2 protein-coding genes are annotated in these 2,708 nt (G+C 53.7%); both read left to right on the top strand.

Going from position 1 to position 2,708, the window contains the following annotated elements:
• The first annotated feature begins 525 nt into the window (after window positions 1–525).
• A complete protein-coding gene (locus ABF287_RS11505; protein ID WP_044050796.1) occupies window positions 526–1,431 on the top strand; it encodes an NAD(P)-dependent oxidoreductase in 906 nt (301 codons plus the stop codon).
• Window positions 1,428–2,708, top strand: a 1,281-nt coding sequence (locus tag ABF287_RS11500) for a dihydroxy-acid dehydratase (RefSeq protein WP_347185150.1), incomplete at its 3' end; no start/stop codon positions are given. The genes ABF287_RS11505 and ABF287_RS11500, both read left to right, overlap by 4 nt.

The following is a 2,708-nucleotide window of genomic DNA, read 5'->3' as shown; positions in this document are numbered from 1 at the left end:
GGGCCTTACAATAGTGGTGAGAGGTCCTTAGCCCTACAGATCAACTGTAGCGATTACGTACAGTAACCCCCTGCCGTTGGTCCAAGGACCGCGGCCCTAGCAAAACCAACCAAGCCCAACTGTGTTGCGGCAACGCTATAAGCAAGACGTGGGTGCGTGATATATGATCCGATAGTGGACTGGCTATTGGTTCCCAGTCCTCGGGCCTAGGCGGGATGATCGAGGAACCCCGGGCTGGGTTTTTCATGTGGCAAATGGGGAGTGTTTCGTCATTGGACGGGGATGCAAACCCGTCCTGTGCGTCTTAAGTGGATTCATTTTAAAACGCCAACGAACAGATTTTTTATTTATATCTTTTTTGATTTTACCAGACAACTCACGGTCAATTCGAGACCACTCCCAACTATGAAAACTTCTCAATGTGAACCCACAAGAGTCGAATGGGGGGGTCGCCATTCGGTATGCCTTGTAAAACCGAAAGTGATGATAGCGTACAAACACGTCATAAATAGAGAGGAGTAATCGATGAGGTTTGGTTTTGTTGGATTAGGACAAATGGGAGCGCCAATGGCGATCAACCTAGCTCACGATCATGATGTATTGGTCTATGACCAAAATGCAAGCGCCATTGCCAAAGTTGAGCGATACGGTGCTAAAAGAGCAGACAAGCTCGACCAATTTTCTGACGTTGATGTCCTGATTACATGCCTTCCTGCTGCAAAGATCGTCGATAGTGCGCTGTTCGATTCAAATACAGGATTGGCGCAACACTTGAAACCAAACGCGGTCGTTGTTGACACCAGCACCATTGAATATGGCGCGACGTTGGAAATCAGGGACCGCCTACAGACTGCTGGCCTACGATTTCTCGACGCGCCGGTTTCCGGCATGCAAAAGCGAGCCGAGGACGGTTCGCTGACTATGATGGTTGGTGGTGACGCAAGCGATCTGGCAGAAGTTCAAGGAGCGCTCTCCACTATGGCATCCAAGATTCTGCACATGGGCGATGCGGGCGCAGGGCAGCTGACCAAGCTGGTCAATCAGCTGTTGTTTGATATCAACGCGGCGGCCCTCGCAGAGATTCTGCCTCTGTCGGTTAAATTGGGGATTGATCCCGAGCAGGTTGCAGAGGTGGTGAATTCCGGAACCGGCCGGAGCTATGCCTCGGAATTTTTCGTTCCAAATATCCTGCAAGGCGATTTCAGCAAGGGTTACCCCATGCAGGCTGCCTACAAAGACCTGATCAGCGGCTCAGAGATTTCTGCACGCCACAACTTCCCCACACCAGTTTTGGCCGCAGCAACGGCAACCTATCAGCAGGCCCTGTTGGAAGGCCATGGCGACAAGGACAAAGGTGGAATGATCCTAGTGTTTGAGCGTTTGCTCGGTACGGATTTTCGCGCGACCACATTCAAGGAGCACAAAGCATGAGTGAAGAACACGGCATTCGCGGCGGATTGACCAATTACGGCGATAAGGATTTTGCCGAATACCTGCGCTCATCCTTTGCGCGGTCCATGGGCTTGTCAAAGGAAATGCTGCGCAAGCCGATTGTCGGCATCGCCGAAACGGGATCAGGTTTCAACAACTGCCATCGCACAATGCCCGAGCTTGTCGAAGCAGTTTCGCGGGGTGTTCTGGCGGCGGGCGCATTGCCAAGACCCTTTCCCACAACATCCCTTGGTGAGGTTTTCCTGAACCCCACCAGCATGGTCTATCGTAACCTGATGTCCATGGACACCGAGGAAATGGTGCGCGCGCAGCCGATGGATGCTGTTGTGCTCATCGGTGGCTGTGACAAAACGGTGCCCGCTCAATTGATGGGTGCCGCATCGGCCAACATCCCAACTGTGCAACTGGTTACAGGCCCGATGATGACAGGTCGCCACAGGGGTGAGCGGCTGGGTGCCTGCACAGATTGCCGCCAGTTTTGGGGCAAATACCGCGCGGGCGAGGTCGAGCGCGAAGAAATCGACGTTGTTGAAGGGCGTTTGGCGACAACTGCCGGCACTTGTGCGGTCATGGGTACGGCCAGCACAATGGCATGCATTGCAGAGACGCTAGGTATGTCGTTGCCTGGAAGTGCGGCAATCCCAGCAGTGCATTCGGATCGGCTGGTCGCGGCTGAGTTCAGCGGTAAAACAGCAGTCGATCTGATAACTAATCCGCGCCTGCCCAGCGAGATCATTACGGAGAAATCGGTCGAAAACGCTTTTCGGGTTTTGATGGCCGTCAGTGGCTCGACGAATGCGATCGTGCATTTGACCGCGGTGGCCGGGCGCTTGGGTATTCGCATTCCAAACGCGCGTTTGAACCAGATTTCAGATGAGACGCCTGTGCTGGTGGACCTGAAACCAGTAGGCGACGGTTATATGGAAGACTTCTTTGCAGCCGGGGGAGTGGGCGCAATCTTGCGTGAAATTCGCCATCTGCTGCATCTTGATACGGTCGATGTGACCGGTCAGGTTCTGGGGGATCGACTGGAACCAGAAATGGATTGGGTCGATCGCCGAGTGATCCGAGAATTTGAGAAGCCTGTCTCGGATCAAGGCGGGTTAATCTCGCTCAAAGGCAATATCGCCCCCGATGGTGCCATTTTCAAACGCGCGGCAGCAACACCCGCTCTTTTTGAAACCGAAGGTCGCGCCATCGTTTTCGAGGGTCTGCAAGACCTTGCCAAGCGCGTTGATGACCCTGACCTAGATATC

The sequence above is a fragment of the Pacificibacter sp. genome, assembly GCF_039769035.1.
Classification (GTDB): domain Bacteria; phylum Pseudomonadota; class Alphaproteobacteria; order Rhodobacterales; family Rhodobacteraceae; genus Celeribacter.
Note: the sequence above shows the minus strand (reverse complement) of the source record. Positions and strands in the feature narration are given on the sequence as shown.

Excerpts from the sequence above, each read along its gene's own strand:
- ABF287_RS11505 (WP_044050796.1), top strand. The coding sequence starts at position 526 with ATGAGGTTTGGTTTTGTTGGATTAGGACAAATGGGAGCGCCAATGGCG.